Origin of the sequence: Bartonella sp. OD88NMGDW (genome assembly GCF_042193775.1) — a bacterium.
Classification (GTDB): Bacteria; Pseudomonadota; Alphaproteobacteria; order Rhizobiales; family Rhizobiaceae; genus Bartonella; species Bartonella grahamii.
Window position 1 is genome coordinate 34,235 of record NZ_JBHIMA010000010.1, and the last position, 19,607, is coordinate 53,841.

General features: G+C 37.0%; 14 protein-coding genes. 3 read left to right on the top strand and 11 right to left on the bottom strand.

Translation table 11 applies throughout. The features are described 5' to 3' along the window. Positions 1–199: 199 nt before the first annotated feature. Genes ACFIJR_RS07750 through ACFIJR_RS07770 form a run of 5 tightly spaced genes read right to left on the bottom strand, consistent with a single transcriptional unit; the run spans position 200 to position 4,697 of the window. Positions 200–1,186 (bottom strand): type IV secretion system protein, encoded by a 987-nt coding sequence (locus ACFIJR_RS07750; RefSeq protein WP_375626427.1) that lies wholly within the window; start codon positions 1,184–1,186, stop codon positions 200–202. Continuing rightward, positions 1,173–1,694, bottom strand: a complete 522-nt coding sequence (locus ACFIJR_RS07755) for a type IV secretion system protein VirB5 (RefSeq protein ID WP_375626381.1) — start codon at positions 1,692–1,694, stop codon at positions 1,173–1,175. Before ACFIJR_RS07755 ends, ACFIJR_RS07750 begins: the two co-directional genes overlap by 14 nt. Further along, the gene (locus ACFIJR_RS07760; RefSeq protein ID WP_375653924.1) at positions 1,691–4,045 is read right to left on the bottom strand and encodes a VirB4 family type IV secretion/conjugal transfer ATPase; all 2,355 of its coding nucleotides are present in this window, start codon (positions 4,043–4,045) and stop codon (positions 1,691–1,693) included. The genes ACFIJR_RS07755 and ACFIJR_RS07760 overlap by 4 nt, the downstream gene beginning before the upstream one ends. Positions 4,046–4,067: 22 nt before the next feature. Beyond that, on the bottom strand, positions 4,068–4,376 hold the full coding sequence (locus ACFIJR_RS07765) for a type IV secretion system protein VirB3 (protein WP_212112790.1): 309 nt from the start codon (positions 4,374–4,376) through the stop codon (positions 4,068–4,070). Further along, complete coding sequence (locus ACFIJR_RS07770; protein ID WP_375626379.1) at positions 4,377–4,697, bottom strand: TrbC/VirB2 family protein; 321 nt, start codon at positions 4,695–4,697, stop codon at positions 4,377–4,379. Positions 4,698–5,096: 399 nt separating this feature from the next. Here ACFIJR_RS07770 and ACFIJR_RS07775 point away from each other — a divergent pair, with 399 nt between their 5' ends. Both ACFIJR_RS07775 and ACFIJR_RS07780 read left to right on the top strand, forming a co-directional pair. Continuing rightward, the gene (locus ACFIJR_RS07775) at positions 5,097–5,837 is read left to right on the top strand and encodes a hypothetical protein (RefSeq protein WP_375626378.1); all 741 of its coding nucleotides are present in this window, start codon (positions 5,097–5,099) and stop codon (positions 5,835–5,837) included. A 1,046-nt stretch (positions 5,838–6,883) separates the two neighbouring features. Then, entirely contained in the window at positions 6,884–7,120 is a 237-nt protein-coding gene (locus ACFIJR_RS07780; protein WP_375626376.1) for an EexN family lipoprotein, read from the top strand. A gap of 189 nt (positions 7,121–7,309) precedes the next feature. Here ACFIJR_RS07780 and ACFIJR_RS07785 read toward each other — a convergent pair whose 3' ends face one another. Continuing rightward, on the bottom strand, positions 7,310–7,435 hold the full coding sequence (locus ACFIJR_RS07785) for a hypothetical protein (RefSeq protein WP_375653925.1): 126 nt from the start codon (positions 7,433–7,435) through the stop codon (positions 7,310–7,312). A gap of 680 nt (positions 7,436–8,115) precedes the next feature. Next, the gene (locus ACFIJR_RS07790) at positions 8,116–10,701 is read right to left on the bottom strand and encodes an autotransporter outer membrane beta-barrel domain-containing protein (protein WP_404978547.1); all 2,586 of its coding nucleotides are present in this window, start codon (positions 10,699–10,701) and stop codon (positions 8,116–8,118) included. A gap of 28 nt (positions 10,702–10,729) precedes the next feature. Here ACFIJR_RS07790 and ACFIJR_RS09330 point away from each other — a divergent pair, with 28 nt between their 5' ends. Then, positions 10,730–11,074 (top strand): hypothetical protein, encoded by a 345-nt coding sequence (locus ACFIJR_RS09330; RefSeq protein WP_404978548.1) that lies wholly within the window; start codon positions 10,730–10,732, stop codon positions 11,072–11,074. A gap of 257 nt (positions 11,075–11,331) precedes the next feature. Here the strand turns inward: ACFIJR_RS09330 and ACFIJR_RS07795 are convergent, their stop codons facing one another. The 4 genes from ACFIJR_RS07795 to ACFIJR_RS07810 all read right to left on the bottom strand — a co-directional run. Further along, positions 11,332–12,552, bottom strand: a complete 1,221-nt coding sequence (locus ACFIJR_RS07795) for an autotransporter outer membrane beta-barrel domain-containing protein (protein WP_375627446.1) — start codon at positions 12,550–12,552, stop codon at positions 11,332–11,334. A gap of 145 nt (positions 12,553–12,697) precedes the next feature. Beyond that, entirely contained in the window at positions 12,698–15,109 is a 2,412-nt protein-coding gene (locus tag ACFIJR_RS07800) for an autotransporter outer membrane beta-barrel domain-containing protein (RefSeq protein ID WP_375652061.1), read from the bottom strand. Positions 15,110–15,762: 653 nt separating this feature from the next. Further along, the gene (locus ACFIJR_RS07805) at positions 15,763–18,240 is read right to left on the bottom strand and encodes an autotransporter outer membrane beta-barrel domain-containing protein (RefSeq protein ID WP_375653928.1); all 2,478 of its coding nucleotides are present in this window, start codon (positions 18,238–18,240) and stop codon (positions 15,763–15,765) included. A 1,169-nt stretch (positions 18,241–19,409) separates the two neighbouring features. Next, the coding region (locus ACFIJR_RS07810; protein ID WP_375652059.1) for an autotransporter outer membrane beta-barrel domain-containing protein at positions 19,410–19,607 on the bottom strand (198 nt) is incomplete at its 5' end.

Below are 19,607 nucleotides of genomic sequence, written 5' to 3' on the forward strand. Positions count from 1 at the left end.
ACAAATATCTTGGAATACAATGCATGAGAGCCTTTATTTTGGACACTTTTACAAGTCTATGTGATGCAAGACTTTGATTGGTTTTGTTGTAAGACCCGAGATGTTAGGTCTTATCTGGAACAGGACCATGGCGCGTGCGCCAAAGGGCGCACGCAAGGCTAAAACAAAAGTGCTTATTCTTTTAAAGAGGTGCTTTATCTTAAAACCGACCACGACCACCTCCAGATCTTCCTGCTTTTGCTGCCGCGCCTGCCGCACCTTTAGAAGCGTTACCGGCAGCACCTGAGATTTGTAAAGCGGCATTTTTTACTGTATTCGCACTCGTTCTTGCACCATTGGCAAGCATTGTGAAAACCTGTCCTCCTGAAGAGACACCAGTGTTAAAGTATGGTCCGCCAGAGGCCAGCGCTGTTGCAATACCGGGAAGCGCACGGAAGATAATAACCCCTATGATCGAAATGACGAGGACAGGGGGGAAAAGAACATAGATTGATTCATATGAAACTTTGAGAACCTGTAGAATAACTTGACATATAATTGTTCCAAGCATGATCACGAGAACCTGTAAAATGGTAAAATTGATCAAAGTTGTAATCCATGCATCGGTGTATTTTCGCGTTGCATTAAACAAATATAAACTAATGAATAGAGGACCAAGACCTATAATCATTACGAGTGCAACTTGTGCAAACATTTGCACAATAAAACCACCTATACAAAAAAGAATAACGGCTAAAAGCATGATAGAACCAAGAAGCCCCACAACGATCTTTTCAAAAAACCAAGCGTTGTATAAAACTTCTTGATAGCGAGTATTTGCCTTTAACAAAATATAATCAAAAACATTGGAGCTTGCAGGATTGCTGTTAAGCGCATTTCCAATAGCATTGGATAAATCTTTGAAGAAAATATCCTTGACATAAGTATTAAATGTATCCGCATTCGTTGCCATTGTTGTCACAACAACGATTTTAACAACATTATTGAGAAGACTATGCATGGAAAGCGCAACGCGACCTGTCATAACATTATAGCCATAAAGAAAGATAAAAATGATTGCGGCGAGATTTAAGGGCGCTGAAATAGCAGAAGATAACCCTCTCACCGTTGTGTCCATCACATTATCGAGAGGGGTTAAAATATACCCAGAAATGCTTTCAAATGGAGAAAAACTAAAGTCTGACATTTGTACTCGTACTTTCAAGTTTTTCTTTTAATTGTTTTTCTTTTTCTTTTAATTGTGCCTCAAGGTATTTATGTTTTTGTTGTTCCTTTTCTTCACGCATTTCGTCTTTTGTTTTCGTATCTCTTGCTTGAATCATATCAAGAGACTGAAGTTTTAGAGAAGCCACTTGAAGATCGGCTTGAAGAAGAGAAAGTTTTACTTGAAGCTCTTGTTGAAGAGCTTGAAGCTTCTGCAATTCTTCAAGGCTAGGTTTTTTTACAGCTTCTGTTGTTGTTATATCTGTTTGTGACTTAAGTTGTTCAAGTTGATGACTTATTGCTTTAATTTTTTTTGCAGTTTCAGTTGCAGTTTTATATACGCTTTCAGCTGTTTCTGATTTTGCAGCATCTAATTTTTGTGTATTCTCGAGTGCTTGTTTATAATATTCATCCGCATCGGGTGTCGTTTGTGATATTGCATGTGAAATAAAAGAAAAAGATAACAGTGTAACTAAGCCATATTTTTTCATTGATTTTTTCTCCTTTGATAAAATATGGGCAGCCATTTGTCAGGGTCTGCTCCATATTCGTTGATAATTTCATTCATGAGTTCAATGTTTTTTGTTGTGCCGCTTAAAACGGCGATCTCATCATTCATTCCACGTAAGTTAAGTTCTGCAACGACGGAACTTTGTCCTTGTTTGACGAGAAAACGGCGAGATTCTCTGCTTAATTCTGACTGTATCAGTTCAAATTCACGCTCAGTAAGTTTGAAAGCTTCGACATAATCATTGTAATTTGCTTTTTGATTTGGAAAAAATATTTGGGTGGGGCATTGCTCAATAATTGTGTGCGCGATTGTTGAGTTCAAAGCATCTTTAGGGCTTTGTGTTGCAAAGAGCATCATGCCATTTTGTTTACGAATTGTTTTTAACCGATCTTGCGCAAAAGCTTTGAATGAATCATCTTCCAAAGCTTTCCAGAATTCATCAACGACAATAATGATGCGCCGCCCATCAATCAAATCAAGAATGCGGTGAAAGAGATACATCATTAAGGGGCGCCGAATTTCTTCATTGTCTAAGAAATCGGTCATGTCATATCCAATGAACTGTGCGTTTAAATTGAGATCATCTTGATCATTATCAAAAACCCACCCTAAATCATTGCCCCTAATCCAGCGTTGTAGTCGTATGGCGATACCTTCTTTTGATGTGTTGTCAAAAAACAGTTGAAGTGCACCAAGAGAACGTTGTGTTGGGGGTAAGTTTTCTAAAGAATCGATGGCTTTGGCGATATCTTGTCGCTCTTCTTCTGTTACGATTTTCCCTTCAGCGCTTACCAGCTTTAAGATCCAATTACGAAGAAAGATTTTATTTTTTTCAGTGTATTCCATGCCCTTTAAGGGAGAAATCCCTGTGGGCTGCCCATTTTTTAGAGGTTTATATTTCCCTCCTCCAGCTCGTACAAAAATCTCTGCTCCTTGATCTTTATCAAAAAAAACCATAGTTGGATTGTGTTTTTGTAATTGTGCAAGAAGAAAATTAACAATCACTGTTTTACCAGATCCCGATGGGCCACAAACAAACGTATTTCCAAGATCGCCATAATGAAAATTAAAATAGTAAGGTGAACCAGCCTGTGTTTTTAGCAATGCGACAGCAGCCCCCCAAACATTATCGTTCAGTTTGCCAACGGGGAAAGAATGGAAGGGCGATAAAGCGGCAAAGTTTCTGCTGGTAATGGCGCCTGAACGCGCACGATAGCTAAAGTTTCCAGGAAGCTGTGCCCACCATGCTGCTTCCAATCCTAAATCTTCTCTGGCAATTACGGCTCCCCCATTGGTTAAATGGGAACGTGCTTTTGATAAGTTTTCAGACAATATTTTGGGATGATCAGCAAAAACAGCTAAAGAAATGTGATGCTCGCCCAAAACAAAACGGTTTGATTCTAAATCATCTAGCGCTTCATCGAGTGCATCAATTTGTGAACTAGCACGGTCAGCTGCATTGATCATTTGATTTTGCTTGCGGCTCATAATCGCACCGGCGGCCGCCTTACTTTTAAAGACAAAGGATTGTGTTAAAATGAATTCAAATGGTACCGTAAGCAAACCATCAGTCATACCAGGGCGTGTTTTAGAAGGGTATTCTTTCCATCCAAACATGCCAGCAAAGCGTTCATTACTTTCATGGCGAATTTCGATAATTTCTTTCCCAAAAATAACACGATCCGAGTAAATCGTTGAAGCAATAGTTCCAAATGTGAGAGGAATACGCTCACGTCTTCCCCCCACCAGCTGGTGGAGAAATTCACTTTGTTCAGAAAATAAAATACCTTCATGTTCATAGATTGATAGCAGACGGACTTCATACTCTTCTAAACCTTGCATAAGGTCTTGACTTAACTCTTCGAGTTTACGAATAGCTTCCTCATCGGGTTCAGATTGTGTTTTCTTCGCTTTGCTCAAGCGCTGAAAAAATGAAACCAGCTTTTCTGTTTTATCCGCTGCCGGATTCCAAAGCAGTGAAATAAATAGATCATTTCTATACAGTTCTTGCGAAACCATTTTCTTTTTATATTTTTCATCTAATGTTGTTGCAAAAGATGAAAGAAAGTGACCTTCTGGGTATATCGTTTCACGGCGGCGGATGATGTGAGAATATAAAGCAAGCCGTTCGTCTGCGATATTTTTTAAAAGGGTGTTTAATTGGTTGTGTAAAGAATTTAATTGATCAATATCCGCAGTGTCAAAATTTATACCCTCAACAGCCATCACAACCATTAAACAGCGTGAATTTAAAGCAACGACATGTTGGTTGATGTAGCGTATATAGGGAATATATTCTTCAGGCAAAGTTTCCCGTTTCATTATTGACATCTGTTTCACCGGCTTGGCTCCTTCAGCTTAGTTCCTTATAAGTTCGGATAAGGCGCAAGGGGGAGGTCGAACCTCCTCCCCATCGGTTGAGGTTTTTTTGTTTTCCTCGAGTATTGAGCCATGCAAATAATACGCGAAATTGGTTGTGATCATACTTTGTCACTTCTCGCAAAATAAAGTGCATCCCAATCCCAAGACCAAACATGGTAAAATCACTCGTCAAAATAAAAAGAATGGATGTCGCCATGACATTAAGCGCCATCGCTTCCATTGTAACACCAGCAAACATGGCTGGGCGCGTACAGGCAAGGAAAAGAGTATCTTCGTTCATTTATGTTGTGCCCGCTAATTTACCAACGAGAGCAGGGGCACCAAAAACAATAGCAATCCCGAGAACACAGTAAGCTGCTTTGCGTAAGTCAATAAAGCCGTACATCCAACCAATCCCCACAGCAGCAACACATATAATTGCAATAAGCTTTGCCGTTGCACCCGTCATCATTGTGACAATGTTGCCTAAAACACCATCAAGATTTCCCAGACCACCTCCACTAGCAGCAGGAGCAGCATAAGAAAGATCAGATACAAAAACTGCCGTAAAAAGCAGCATGGTCACGATAAAAATGATGTTTTGGAATCTATTATCTGTCATTTTACCTCTCTTTAACAAATAATATTTGTTCATATGTCGACATTCCATTTCCTCTAACAAACTGGAGAATGCTGTCATTTGATAACAGTTTAATCTTCTCGTTTGTTTGTTTTAAAAGCCTTGATAGTGGATCTGTTCACTCTCAAACTCTTTTTCTTAAAGAGACAGAAGTCTTTTCAAACTTGGATTGTGTTACATGAAAATGGCAATTTTAAGTTGTATGTATTGGTAAAGACAATAATATTAAAACAATGCAAGTAAGGAATATTATTCTTTACAAAATGTAGTTAATATGCAACACAGATATTTGGATTTTTTTCTTTAAAAACAATGGGATTAGTGATAAATAATGTGAAAGGATAGAAAAACAATGAATTTTTTGAGCGAGCGTGTTAAGAAATGCTATTTAAATTGATTGTTATTATTTACATTATGGGTTCCATAGTGTGGGGATTAAGCCAGTATAAAGATAAAATAGATTTCAGTATTCTTAAAACATTTGAGATGCAAGATATACAAGATATTCTCAATTTTTATCGAAAAGAAAAAAATCGAGAAGAAGAAAAGTTGGTTAAATCTATCACCAAACAGCAATTAGAAAAAAATGAACCAGTTCTCGATTTGCAGAAGAGTGTTTCATCAAACGATGTTGCAAATAATGCTGTTGTTTTTCATGGTAAGGCCTCTGTTACAAGTGGGGTTACATTTAAATTACTGACGCCTGCTGCACAATCTTGGCGCTCATATATCACCCGTGATATTCATCTTTATGGTGTAGACACGTGCGCACCACGCCAAAAAGCACGATTAAATGATCAAGAATGGCCCTGTGGTGCGGTTACAACGGCTTGGCTTGTCACCAAAACACTTGGGCAGGATTTATCCTGTAAACAGGCTGTGATGCACAATGGTGTTTATTATGCGCAATGTTTTGTTCAAGGGGTTGATTTAGCTGAGGCAGGTCTTACAGAAGGTATGTTGGTCCTCTCAAAAGAGGGAAAAGATCCTATTCCAACTCAGTACTATCATGCGGAAGAAAAAGCACGCAACAACAAGATCGGTCTTTGGTCAAGTGATTTCACTGAACCTTTAAAATGGCGGCGAGATAATGGATCTTACAACCCCTTTGAAAATCCGTGATTGGCTTTAACGAACATATTTACTTAAATTTTTATAGAGAAAACTTTATCAATAAAATTGCACCAGAGCATAGGGCAAAAGACCATAGGGAAAGTTTGAATAAACCGTGAGATTATTTCCGCTTGTGAAGTAAATGGATAATATTTCCATTTTCAAGGGGGGGCTCTCAAAATCGCTCTTCTATTTTTACTTATGTGTTTTATAAAAGCAGGAAAATTTCATTGTTGGTGGCAAAACGTTTTTGAGTATTTGTGTTTGAAGGAGAAAATGAGACGATAAAAAACGCTCAAGAAATGGATTTCTAGAGCAGAGTTGATAAAAGTGAAAAATGAATAGATCCCAAAATGGCGTAACGTTTGATATAACGGATAGAATATTTTACAGTGCCTTAAAAGAATTCCTAGCAAAAGTTTTTTCATCAGAATTTTGTCTTCAGGATTGGATCACGTTTTTTTACTTCTTTAAGAGTGATCAAACTGTTTCATTCCTTGAAAAGCTTTCATAATTATCTGCTTCTAAATTCAGACTTCTAAAAGATGGATTTCAAACAGACTCCACACGAAGAAATCTTCGTAAAAATGATTTGCATTGTTGATTGTTTTCTATATATTACAAGATGTTTTTATTTAAGCATTCGATGGGGGAAACAATAATCAACATACGAATAGGTAAAAAGAGCTCATACTTTTTTGTAATGGCTTTGTAGTCTATTGATCGTGATACTAAGCGTTATAATGCTCATAGGCTTTTTATAGGGTGAGGGGCGCGGTTCCTATCGCAATGTGACTATTTGAAATCAGTTGGAAAAAAACATTAGTGCGTCTTCTGATTTTGTCATTTTTACTCAGTTTGGGCTTTTTTCTTCTCATTATATTTTATGACAAACTCATACGATGGCTGTCGTGAGTTCTTCTTACGTTATTTTACTCAGAGTGCTCACTTTGAAAGCAAGTAAGTGATAGTAAGGCTGTCTTCTCATACAGTATGAAAACTTAACACCCATTTGGGGGATGATGTTAACAGATAAGGTATTTAAAGAGGGTAAAATGAAAAAAATTATTTTATTATGCATGGCTCTATTATTCGCTGTGGGGTGTGAAAAAACTTATAGCGTAGAGGATTTTAAGAAAGATGCAAAATTAAGGGAAGAATGGGGAAAGAAGTGTTTTCTTTCAGGACAAGCTGTTAAGGAATCTAAAAATTGTAAAAATGTTTTACAAGCAGATACTGAAATGTTTTTCTCGCCAAAGCTTAATTCTACAGATCGTGGTCATGCGTTTTAACGGTTATGCATCTCAACAGTAAAGTGTTATATAAAAATTCTAAAATAAAGAAGTTACGTTTCAACGAATAGTTTCTTCTTTAATTTTTATAGCGGAGATTTTTATCATTTTTCATCTTTCAGATGAGCTCCCCAAATCATATTTGCAATCCTATTGTTTGTTTCATCTTTGTTAGATTGAGGATTATGATCATGAGAAAACAGGATAGCATTGTCTTATAGAAACATCTCTTAAGGCAACCAATCCCATTTCACGGTGGTGTCCGTGAATGGTATAAAGGTAAATCCATTGAGCACCACGATCTTTACGCTTCATAAAGGAGTAAGCAGGTGCATATTTGCTAGCTCGTGGGTGTTGCTACAACCCTTGGCATTTGAGACGGTTCATTAGGGGTATTTTTAATCCTTTCTTAATAGTTTTTATCCAAAAGGGCTCTGCCCGCTTGTAACTTGCAAGAGATATGGTTTTTGTTGCTTCAACATGGAACGGATCTGAAATGAAAGAATCTTACGCTATTCTGGATTCTTATTTAACATGTAAAACAATGAACACTCTTTATAAATCAATGTATTGTCTTATGGTGGAGTTGGTGTGGCATTGAGATTTTAGAGGAAAAATATGCCTTTAAGAATTTATAACAGATAGCAAGTCTTTATAGCAGGTATATTAAATGCAGATCATCTAAAATAAATGGAGCGTCCACAGCGAAGAAGGGGCTAATTTTTTAAAATCCGCATGAATGCTTATTCTGTTGTGCTGTAAAAACATCATCGTTTGAGGTGTGGTGTAAGGTATAAAAACTTTATGCATGGGGTGTTTTGATGAGAGAATGCTATGGTATTCAGTTTTTTATTCAATATGTAAAAGAAACATTATAAGTCAAAATCTTCTTTAATGTGATAATGATTTTTGAGAATTAAAAAAAATATAAGTTTAAATATAAAGAGCAGCACAAAGTTCTGCTCTTTATATTTAAGTTAAAATTAGCTTCTGCTTTAGAAACGATAACGTATCCCGCCAGACAAATTGGTGCCAGATACTCCGGCTTTTTGCAGTTTTTGCCGATAGCTGATATCGGCGTTTAATACAATATTTTGAGAAAGATATGCATTCACCCCCATGCCTCCCTCAACTGAAGAGCCGGTAGGATCAACATGAAAGGTATCAGCAATTTTTATGGTTTTACCATCACCAAAAGCTCTGATCACATTCATTTTACCATAGAAGGAGACAGCCTTATTTTCTTCAGCAGCCATTATAGTTTTTGTTAAACGTCCACCAATCCGCACCAACCATTGATGCGGGTTGCCCATGTCTACTTTTAAGCCATCGGCATCTGAGAAGATATCAAAAATGAGATTTTGATAAATGAATTGTGCTTGTGGTTCAAATACCAATCCTTTTGTGTTGGTTGCTAATTTCTGACCAATGGTTGCAGATATATTAAGCATCTCAGTACCATCCAGTTTTGCGGCATTTCCAACAAGAGCTGTGGTAATATTTCCTTTTAACTTTCCGTAAGAAAGAAGTGTGTTTACATATATACCATTGCTATGTTGGATGCTGCTGTAAGCGGCAAGAGACCATTTATCAAGTGTTGTCTTTTCAGAATCTTGCATCTCTTTTGGCGTAAAGGCAAGTTTTCCGTATGTTCCTAAAAAACCAAAATGTGTGCTTATGTCTTTGCCTTCCGAGGCGGCTAATATGGCACCCAGTTGTAAAGCAGTATAGTTTACATCAGCACCATAACCGTAATGCAGTGGATCGCGGTTGGAAGATAAGGTGACTTTCTCGCCGTAGGAAGAGAAAAAGATACCATTCTTTTTATTGTCTTTTGCCCCAAATACTGTTGTTCGCATATTGTCTAACAACGTGTTTTGATTGCTGACATCAGTAAATCCAGCAGAAAATAAAGTATTAGATATGGTTAAATAGTTTGCTACCTGTGGTAAAAGTGCTCGAACTTTTTTATCCTTATCAATGTAGGCATTCTGTAAGCGGAAATCCCAGAAATTACTGTTCTTACCAAAAAGGTTTTGGCTCTCATGAGATGTTCCAGGTTTATAGCCTGTAAGTACATACTTATAAGGTTGTTTCCCTATTGTCATATAGTTTCCTGCTAACGTGAAGGAATTTTCGTTTGCTTGTCCGGAAACTTGAATGATTGAAATCCCATGTGTCCCTAAAGGAAGTGACGCCATGTGTTCTCCCCAAACAGCAGAGCTATCGGTTGTTTTTTTATCTGTTTTTCGGAGATTGATGTGAACAACAGTACGCCCTGAGACATCACCATTAATCACAATGCGATCGGTTTGTTGCTCCGTGATAGGAGAATGTTTATTCCATTGAGTATTTACATAAATTTCTGCAACACCTGTTGCACTGTAAACCGCTGCTGTATGAGCTATTTCATTTCTTTTCGGAAGATTAGGTCCTATAAACAGAGTTTGATAATGTCCTTCCACTGGCTTGTCAAACATAATGGCACTGTCTGTAAGGCGCAATTCAGAAAGGTTAGAGTATGATTTTTTATCAACACCAAACTGTACATGGTCATCTGAAACATTATCATTATTTTGGGCGTTTTTATTCGCCTTTAAAAGCCATTTTGTCCCTTCTTTTAGATCAAAAACAGTTCTATTATCTTTAGAAGTTCTCACTCCACCTTCTAAAGAAGAGTGGTTAGAAACCAGTGTAAGGGTGTTTGTGAAAGCATTTTCGTTTTTTATATTTTTTAATAAAATATCGGCATGAATTTCTGAATTTTTAAGGCTGACTTCACCGTTTATGCCTGTTCCATAAAGGTTGATACCTCTACCATGTTCAACGAAAATCCTTGTATTCTCTAGAGTTACTTTATCGGCAATATTGGCTCCATCTTGTTCTTGAACGGCGTTGGCATTCCTTTCAGCATTGCGTGTATATCGTTTTCTAGGGGCACTATACGGATTGTTGCGGAAAATAATACCGTCCACTTCATGATTACCCGTGACATGTACGCTTGAATCTTTCAGTTTGATTGTTCCCTCTATGTTTAGCAAACCAACTGTTTCTGCTGTTACAGTAATACCTGTAGCATCAATTTCTCCACCATCTGATACACTTAGCGCAACAAAACGCGCATCAACTGTTCCCCCTATCATGTTGATTTTTGAATTATTGCCCTCTGCATGTACAGCAAAACCATTGTCTTGAATTTTTTTGTTATATAGCGTTATGGTCTTACCGTTTTCAGCCTCAATTCTGGAGCTTATATCCTCAATTTGTGTAGAATTTTCAGGTTGTTTTATTGGTGATATTGGTTTTTTAAGCTCTGATTTTTCAGATATTTTTTGTGCAGAGGCAGATTGTACGGGCGCTGGTTTTACAGATTTTGGTGGTACCGATAATGCTGGTTTTCCAGTTTCTGGTCTTAAAGATATTGGCTGTGCGAGTTCTGGTTCTTTAAGCGCTGGCGATAGCTCTGTTGCCGGTTTTGTAGGTTCCGCTCTTGTAGGTTTTAAGTTTATAGGTGTTGGTTGTAAATTCGGTGCAGGTTGAGGAGGTTCTGACTGTGAGGATACAGCAGAATTTTCGGACATTTTTTCTCTGGAAGAGTTTGTAGAAGAGGTGGAAACACCCGAACGTCTTCTAGATTTTACTTCCATTCCTGCTGTTGGAGCTATTTCTGTCGTTGGAGATTGTGTAAGAATATCTTGTGTGGCTGTAGGGTTAGATTGTACACTTTTTGCCACTTTAGTCTTTGATGTTTGTGTATTTCCTTGGCTAAGATTAGAGTTTTGTTTTGAAGAAGAAATTGTATTTCGAACTAAATTTCCTTCAAGTTTGGTTGTGGAAGGTAGAGTGCTCGTAGGAGTAGGCGTTGTAGATTCACTCTTTGTAAGAGGAGGGGGTATGATCGTTCTTGTAGAGCTAGATGTTAAAGGTGGATATGAAGATGATGCATTTGAATGAGCGGGTTGTGGAGACGGGAGATCTATTGTAGATCGTGCATCTGTATCATGAAGAGCATAAGACAAGCTGGTGGAAGAACAAAACAGAACTCCAGAAACTGTGTATAGTAAAAAACTTTTTTTCATATAGATGTATTCCTAAATATTTCCCCTCTCTCATAAAAGATAAAACTTTAACCTCATTATGTTTCTTTTGTAAGAGACAAAACGAAACATAATGAGAGTACTTTGTATTTCAAGATGCAAATACAAGTATTTTTAAAAGTGATAGCGCATTCCAGCGGAAATATTTATTGCAGATATGCCATCTTTTTTGAATTTATGTTGATAGCTGAGATCATTATGAAACTCGATATTTTCAGATAAGTGCGCCTGAATACCAAAACCACCTTCGATTAAAAATCCCATAGCAGCAAGCGGAAGGTTTTCACTAAAAGTTTTGATCGCGTTCAGTTTGCCGTAGAAGGAAAGGGCATGGCCTTTGTTTTGCGTCAAACGTCCGCCAATACGGAGCAACCATTGATGAGGTTTGCTTATGTCTATTTTAGAGTTATCGTCATCTGAGAAAGAGCCAAGCATGAGACGCTGATAAACAAGTTGTGCTTGCGGTTCTAGGATTACACCTTCCAAACTGGTTGACAGTTTTTGACCAACAGTTGCAGCAGCCCCTAATGTTTTACTATTATTTACTTTTGAGGTATGTTTGATGAAAGCTCTGGTGTTATTTTCTTTGAAAATTCCATAAGAGAGAAATGCATGTGCATAGAGGCCACTGTCATGTTGAATATTTCCATATGCAGTGAGTGACCATTTATCAAGCATTTTCTTATGAGAGCTTTCTTTGTTTTTAGGCGTAAAAGACAATTTCCCATATGTTCCGAAAAGACCAAAATTGCTGCTGATATTTTGATCGTATAGCGCTATTAATGTTGCTCCTGCTTGCAATGCAGCATAGCGAATATCTGCTTGAACACCATCTTGTTTTTCTTGAATGCTGGAAGAAAAGGTGCTCTTATTGCCATAAGTGGATAAGAAAACGCCTCTCTCTGGATGATCTTTGGGTTCAAACATCGTTATTTGCATGTTGTCTAACGAGATATTTTGATTGTTGAAATCAGAAAAACCGACAGAAAACATCGCGATAGGCATAACTAAAGAGCTTTCTTTTTGTGGCATAAGAACTGTTCTTTTTTCTGCCAAATCAAGAGAAGCAGAAGTTGCGGCTGCTTCATTATCTGTAAGTTTAGAGGTGCTTTCGGTATCAGCGGTAGCGGTTCTCTTAACTTTTGTGGGTAATTTCACATGAGCTTTTGCGGATGTGTTAAGAGTCGTTTTCGATGCTTGTGTTGGTGTGTTTATTAAATCAATGGTATGGCGTGTTTGAGGGTTTAAGCCAGAAGCGGTACTGGTAGACGTAAAATTAAAAGAAGAAAAAAACAAAGCACAAGCGGCTGTACATAACAAAAGATTCTTATGCATAGAGATGTTCCTTAAGATATTTTCTTTGTTTTGCTAAAAATAAACCACTTTTTGACACACTACGTTTTTTGTAATGTAGTAAAATATAAGCAGCACTGTTTTCATCTCAGCGCTGCTTATGCGTCAAAATAGAGAGCTAAGATTTCTAAAAGCGATAACGCATTCCACCGGAAAAATTAATTCCAGAGACACCAGCTTTTTGAAGTTTATGTTGGTAATTAACGTCAGCATGAAGTGCGATATTTTTAGAAAGTTGCGCGTTAATGCCAAGCCCACCTTCAAGGGAAGAGCCCATAGAATCGAGATAGAAAGATTCAATAACATCTATAGTGCGCTTTTCACCAAAAGCTTTGATGACATTCAATTTACCATAAAAAGAAAGAACACGATCTTTTTCAATGGGAAGCATTGTTTTCGTTAAACGCCCTCCAATACGGACCAACCATTGATGAGGGGTCTTTATATTAACCTGGAAGCCATCAATATCTGAAAGAGTGCCAAATGTAATGTGTTGATAAATAAGTTGTGCTTGTGGTTCAAAGGACACTCCTTCAACACCAGTTGCTAGTTTTTGTCCAACGGTAGCTGATATATTTAATGTATCCGTATTATTTAACTCTGTGGTGTTGCCGATAAGGGCTGTTGTAATATGTCCGTTTAAAATGCCGTAAGAGAAAAGTGTATTAACATAGAGACCATTGTCATGGTGGAGGTTCCCATATGCCGTAAAAAACCATTTATCCAGTATGCTTTTGTCAGAACCTTCCATATCCTTTGGCGCAAAAGAAAGCTTTCCATATGTGCCTAAAAGACCAAGATTCGCGGTCATATTTTGATTTTCTAACGTTGCTAATGTCATGCCTGCTTGGATAGCAGCATAACGAACATCTGCACCATAACCATATTCTAATGGACTACGGCTGGAAGATAACGTTATCTTGTTGCCATAAGTCGATAAGAATATCCCTTTCTGTTTATGACCTTCTAATCCGAAAACTATTGAGTGCATATTATCTAACAGTGTATTTTGATTGTTTATATCAGCCAAGCCAGAGGAGAATATTGCATTATGCATAACCAAATAGCTTGCCATTTGAGGAACAAGAGCTTTGATCTTTCCTTCATCATCGAGAGTCGCACTTTGCAAGCGGAAATCCCAGAAATTCTCATTTTCTTCCAAGGGAGCTTGTCCATAGTTTTCTTTTTTAAGGGATGATGCATTGATATTTTGTGCATCTTTCTGTTTTGATTCTTGTGATATTCCGCTTAAATGACTTTGTGTCTTATCGGCTTTCCCACGGCTGGATGTTGGTCCATAAACATTGAGTATGTATTTATAAGGTAAGCCCTCCATTGTGGTGTAGCCATGGGCAAGTTTGAAGGAATCTTCATTTGCTTGCCCAGAAACTTGAATAAGTGAGAGCCCACGCATATTCAAAGGAATTGAATCTTCTTCATCATCGAATGGTTCTGCATGCTTTGAAAGATTGTTGAAATAGATCGTTGTGGTGCCTGAGACATCACCATGAACGAGAACACGGTCAGTTCTTTGTTGTTCTTTTGTAAGACCATTACTCCATTCTGTATTAAAGTAAATTCTTGCGTTCCCCAATGCATTGTAAACCGTTGTTGCATCGGAGCTTCTGTTTTGCTCTGCTTTTTGTGGATGTTTTCCTACATGCAAGGTTTGATAATGATTGTCTGCTAGTTTATGCGGAGCATTAAATATGATAGAGCTATTATTAAGGTTTAGGACTGAAACGATAGATTGTGCTCGTTGCTTAAGATCAAGGAGCTTATAATTAAATAGACTAAAACTATTTTCCAACTCAAATAGACTAATTTTTAAATGCCACTTGCTGTTATTGTTTAGGGTGAAAACCGTTGTATTTTGAGGAAGCGTTTTTGCTCTTCCTTCCATAATCGAATTATCAGCCTCTAATGTAAAAGTAGCAGGTTGAACCTCGAAGAAGGGTGAGACTTCATTTTTTAATAACATATCAGAACGAATTTCTGAGTTTTTAAGGTACGCTGCATTCGTTTTGGGATAATAAGGTCCGAAAATACCTACACCGTCCTTTACAAGAACTTTTGTATTATTAAGGATTGCTTTGTTTACAACTTCTTCTCCTTCTTTTATTGTAGAACTTGAAATATAACCAAAATTGATACCATAGGCTCTGCTGTGGCCTATGACCTTTAATGTTGAATCTTCAATATGGATTGTGCCGTTTGTGAGTGACAAACCATGCCCTTCTGCCTCTCCCACAATTCCTTTGGCATTAATTTGACCACCTGATGTTGCAGAAAGCAAAGTAAAGCCTGAGTGCATTACTGAGTTTGTAATGGTAATATGACCTTTCTTAGCAACCACGGCATCATACTTACCACGAACAAAAACATTATGAAGGCTCTTCTCTTCTCCATTAGCTACTTGGACCGTAGGAATCTCAAGAGGTTGTTTATTTGCATAAGTTGGAGCAAAATGAGAAAAAATGAAAGTTCCAGCAATTGTACATAACAAAAAATTTTTCTTATAAATATATTTCTTACACATAGATATGCCTTTAATATTTGGTATGCTTTGATGCTTACTTCATTCCCCTAATGGCGCAAGTACCCAATCAGTTTTTATATCATTATATTTTTATTGTAAACAACAAAACGAATATTATGCTTTGTTATTTATCGTTTAAAAATTGGTCTTAGAAGAGCTTTTAAAATAGAAAGCGCAATGCAGCGAAGATGGATTTCAGAAAACCTAGCTTGATAAGTATTTTTGTTTTAAAGTGCTAAGGATCAAAATATTTTACAAGGATGTTTATTGCTTAAGGCTGTTGTTATGAAAACTCTACAAAGTTTTTGGAGAAGATTTGTTGTGCATTTACAAAAATCGTTCAGTTGTTTTTCTTGCATATAGAATTATTCACTATGAATTTTTTTGATGTAAAAAAGCTAAAATATTTTGTATTTTTTACCGATATACAAAAATTTTTATAAATCAAAAAGGCAGTTCTCTTGAGACTTCAGCAGTCATTGAGAGATAAGGAATTTTGTTGCATTTGGTTTGAATGAAATTAATCCTTTCGAGAAAGCTGTATAGAAAGAACCGTTATTGATGGCTCTTTACGATAGATTGCAAAAAAGCAGTACATTCGTACTGCTTTTTTATTAAAAATGCATAGACTATAAATTGTTTTTTGCCTTTTCTTAAAACTGATAGCGTATTCCGCCTGAAAAGCTTGCTCCAGATATACCAGTTTTTTGAAGCTTATGTTGATAGTTAACATCAGCATAAAGGGCGATATTTTGTGATAATTGTGCATTCACACCAAGTCCACCTTCAACAGAAGCCCCCATAGAACCAAAGTGGAATGATTCACCAATCTGTATGGTGTCATTGTTAGAAAAAGCTTTAATAATATTCAATTTACCATAGAGAGAAAGAATACTGCCTTTTTCAATAGAAATCGTCGTTTGTGTTAAGCGCCCACCAGCACGCACTAAGTATTGATGAGGATTTCCCATATCTACATCAAAGCCATCGACATCTGAGAATGTGCCAAGCATGAGACGCTGATAAACAACTTGTGCTTGTGGTTCAAAGACCAATCCTTTTGTACTGGTTTCGAACTTTTGTCCAATGGTCGCCGATGCACTGAATGTATCAGCGTTTTTCAATTCTGCAGTCTTTCCTATGAGAGCTGTGGTGATATCTCCCTTGAGCATTCCATAAGAAAAGAGAGCATGGATATATGCACCATTATTATGGCGCAGTCCACTATATGCAGAAATTGACCATTTATTGAGTGTACTCTTGTCAGCACCTTCCATATCTTTTGGGGTGAAAGCTAATTTCCCATATGTCCCGAAAAGACCCAAATTGGTGGTTATGTTTTGATCTTCTAGAGCTACTAATGTAAAGCCTGCTTGTAAAGCAGCATAGTGAATATCGGCACCATAGCCATATTGCAATGGCGTACGGTGAGAGGATAATGTCATCTTATTTCCATAAGTCGAGAAGAAGATCCCTTTGTTTTTATGATTTTTTTTCTCAAAGCCTGTTTTTTGTATCGTGTTCAGTAAAGTGTTTTGATTGTTTACATCAGCCAGTCCAGCTGAGAATAGTGCGCTAGGCATGGACAAATAGCTTGCCACTTGAGGAACGAGAGCTCTGATCTTTCCTTCATCATCGAGCGTTGCACTTTGCAAGCGGAAATCCCAGAAATTCTGATTTTCTCTCAAATGGTTTTGTGTGCTCCCTATTTGCTCAGAATTTGCCGTTGATTCACCTTTTATATTATCCTCAATCTTCAAAACCACACCACCTAATACAACGGGGGTCGTGTCGGTTTTTGAGGACTTTTCTTGTGATTGTTGAGTTACTTCTCCTAAATGGCTTTGTGTGCTCTCTGCTTCTCCAAGACGTGATGTTGGTCCATAGGCATTTAAGATATATTTATAAGGCAAACCGTCCATTGTGACATAGCCATTTGCTAGTTTGAAGGCATTTTCATCTGTTTTTCCAGATACTTGAATGAGCGACAGTCCACGCATATTCGCGGGAATAGAAGCTTCTTCTTTTGATGGCTCACCTTTTGAAAGACTATTGAAACTAATTGTCGTGGTGCCTGATACATCTCCATGGACAAGAAGGCGGTCCGTTTTTTGTTGTTCTCTTTTTAAACCATCACTCCATTCTGTATTGAAATAAATCCTTGCATTACCTGTCGCATTATAAACGGTTTTTATAGCGGAATCCCTGTTTTCGTGTGGTTTAGGGATCTCAATTGTTCGTCCTACACTCAAGGTTTGATATTGACCCTTTGCCAGCCTATGTGGCGCATTAAACACAATAGAGCTATTATTGAAGTTCAGTACTGAAACGGTAGATAGTGCTCGTTGCTTAATATCATGGAGTGCATAATTAAATGAACTAAAATCACGATTTATGTCGTATTGACTTACATTTAAATACCATTTGCTGTTGTTATTTAAATTAAAAACAGTTGTATTTACTGCTAAGGTTCTTGCTCTTCCTTCCATAATCGAATTATCGGCGGTTAATACAAAAGTCACAGGATGAGGATCTGAATCTGTTTTCTTTTTTACATTATTTTGTAATAGTACATCAGAACGAATTTCTGAATTTCTAAGTTGAACCTCGGCAACAGACTTTGAAGATGATGGTCCTAAAATACCGACACCATTTTCCACAAGAAGTTTTGTATTGTTAAGAATTGCCTTATTGATAACTTCTTCACCATCTTTCACAAAAACATCTAAAATGCTATGAAAAATAATACCGGATTGTTTTTTGCTTTCTATGAATGAATCTTCAATGTTAATGATACCGTTTGAAATCGATAGACCAGTGTACAAGGCATTGACGTTTACTCCTTTAGCATTAATACGTCCACCTTGTGATACAGCAAAAGCAAACGAAGCTGAATGTATTGTTGAGTTTGTAATTGTGGCAATTGCTTTTTCAGAGGCGTGCACTGCGCTCAATCCATTGCGGATAAAAACGTTATTAAGAGTTTTTTCTTCTCCTTTTTCCAGCTTAAACTCACTAATAATTTCAGGAGGTTGTCTATTTGCATAAGTTGGAGCAAAATGAGAAAAAATGAAAGTTCCAGCAATTGTACATAACAAAAAATTTTTCTTATAAATATATTTCTTACACATAGATATGCCTTTAATATTTGGTATGCTTTGATGCTTACTTCATTCCCCTGATGGCGCAAGTACCCAATCAGTTTTTATATCATTATGTTTTTATTGTAAACAACAAAACGAATTATAGTTATGGTGTTCTCTATGATTTGAAGTTTTTCTTAAGAAAAACTTTTTAATGATCATAAGAAGTCGGGAAAAATGGATTTCATAAAACCTAGCTTGCTCAAGCTTATGCTAAAAACACTATGAAGTATGATATTTAAAATTGTCTATTAAGGATAATCGTTATAAAAGCTCTATAGCATTGAGATGTATTATTTTATGCACTCACCAAAACGATCAGCAAATTTTCTCTGCTATAAGAAAAAGAGATGAGGGGGCTATTCACAGGCTTTCTTTAAAGAGACTTTTCTTTAAGGGTACCAAAGCTTATTTCGCGACGATGTGGTCATGAATGCTATAACGCTAAAGCCATAGAGTCTCATCATCTTTACGCTTACGAAGGAGCAAGCTGATACCTTTAAGCTTAATAAAAGAGCAAGCCCATCACACACTTTGCTAGCTCCTAATGTTTGTGACAAGCTCTTGGTTCTTGAGACAGTTCATTATAGGAGTTCTTAGGCTTTTCTTATATAACTTTGCTCCACACGCCAGCTCCGCTTGTAACGTGCAAGAAAATTTTTAATTGATTCAACATAAAACAAGTTTGAAATGAGAGAATCCTACGATATTCCGGACTCTCATTACAACATGTAAAACAAAGAATTATATTTATAAATCAATATATTATATGGAATGATAGGGATAAGCATTGTCAAAATGGTTTGCCTAAAAAACGGTACATGGAAATATAAATGAATTCTTACAGGGTGGTGTTAAGCTAATGGATTGAAGAAACAGATAGCAAAGGTATGAACAGAGAACTTCTTTTATCATTATCTTTTCCAATGTTGTTTTCTTTATATTGCCTAAAAATACACTTTGCTTAGCTGTATAGACAAATTCGATAATGAATATGCCGCGTGACTCGTGTAAATAGCAGAGAAGGAGATCATTGAGGAGAAAGAAAAAAGTTTTAGGGGATAAGAATAGTAGCTTACATAGATTAAAAAAGGCAGTATACTATACTGCCTTTTTATTAAATTGAATAGAATGAATAGGCTATTTACAGCCTTTCCTTAAAACTGATAGCGTATTCCACCTGAAAAGTTTGCACCACTTATACCAGTTTTCTGAAGCTTTTGTTGATAATTCACATCACCATGAAGGGAGAAATTGTGAGACAGTTGTGCATTGATACCAATGCCGCCTTCAATTGCAGGTCCCATAGGATCAAGGTCAAAGTCTCTACCAATATGAATGGTACCATCATCACC

What these genes read in the sequence shown, in the direction of transcription:
- ACFIJR_RS07750 (WP_375626427.1), bottom strand. Translation starts at nt 1,186, where the DNA reads ATGTCAGACTTTAGTTTTTCTCCATTTGAAAGCATTTCTGGGTATATT.
- ACFIJR_RS07755 (WP_375626381.1), bottom strand. Translation starts at nt 1,694, where the DNA reads ATGAAAAAATATGGCTTAGTTACACTGTTATCTTTTTCTTTTATTTCA.
- ACFIJR_RS07760 (WP_375653924.1), bottom strand. Translation starts at nt 4,045, where the DNA reads ATGTCAATAATGAAACGGGAAACTTTGCCTGAAGAATATATTCCCTAT.
- ACFIJR_RS07765 (WP_212112790.1), bottom strand. Translation starts at nt 4,376, where the DNA reads ATGAACGAAGATACTCTTTTCCTTGCCTGTACGCGCCCAGCCATGTTT.
- ACFIJR_RS07770 (WP_375626379.1), bottom strand. Translation starts at nt 4,697, where the DNA reads ATGACAGATAATAGATTCCAAAACATCATTTTTATCGTGACCATGCTG.
- ACFIJR_RS07775 (WP_375626378.1), top strand. Translation starts at nt 5,097, where the DNA reads ATGCTATTTAAATTGATTGTTATTATTTACATTATGGGTTCCATAGTG.
- ACFIJR_RS07780 (WP_375626376.1), top strand. Translation starts at nt 6,884, where the DNA reads ATGAAAAAAATTATTTTATTATGCATGGCTCTATTATTCGCTGTGGGG.
- ACFIJR_RS07785 (WP_375653925.1), bottom strand. Translation starts at nt 7,435, where the DNA reads ATGAAGCGTAAAGATCGTGGTGCTCAATGGATTTACCTTTATACCATT.
- ACFIJR_RS07790 (WP_404978547.1), bottom strand. Translation starts at nt 10,701, where the DNA reads ATGTCCGAAAATTCTGCTGTATCCTCACAGTCAGAACCTCCTCAACCT.
- ACFIJR_RS07795 (WP_375627446.1), bottom strand. Translation starts at nt 12,552, where the DNA reads ATGCATAAGAATCTTTTGTTATGTACAGCCGCTTGTGCTTTGTTTTTT.
- ACFIJR_RS07800 (WP_375652061.1), bottom strand. Translation starts at nt 15,109, where the DNA reads ATGTGTAAGAAATATATTTATAAGAAAAATTTTTTGTTATGTACAATT.
- ACFIJR_RS07805 (WP_375653928.1), bottom strand. Translation starts at nt 18,240, where the DNA reads ATGTGTAAGAAATATATTTATAAGAAAAATTTTTTGTTATGTACAATT.